Source organism: Pseudomonas sp. PS01303 (assembly GCF_029959385.1).
In the GTDB taxonomy this organism is placed as follows: domain Bacteria; phylum Pseudomonadota; class Gammaproteobacteria; order Pseudomonadales; family Pseudomonadaceae; genus Aquipseudomonas; species Aquipseudomonas rustica.
Map to the genome: position 1 here is coordinate 1 of NZ_JASCPK010000366.1, position 247 is coordinate 247.

The window sequence follows — 247 nt, forward strand, 5'->3', positions numbered from 1 at the left end:
ACTCAGCATCAATCCTGAACGCAACCGGTTTGCCCTCAGTCAAAGACGACAGCGTGATCCCGTCCGTTTTCGTGCCGGTTTTCGAACCGATCCATTCGTAAATCACCTCGTCATCCTTGACCGTGTTGAGGTAGTTCACCGTCAACGTTGTACCGGCGGTGTCGCCGGGTAATGCGCCGTCGATCACGCCGGCCACTACGGGTTCGGGCAGTTCCAGGCGTGGCTCGCCGACCTGCAGAATATCGGC

General features: G+C 58.3%; 1 protein-coding gene. It reads right to left on the reverse strand.

Features of this window, described 5'->3' with window-relative positions; translation table 11 throughout:
• Positions 1 to 247: hypothetical protein (locus QMX93_RS30985; protein ID WP_282359364.1), on the reverse strand; the 247-nt coding region annotated here is incomplete at both ends.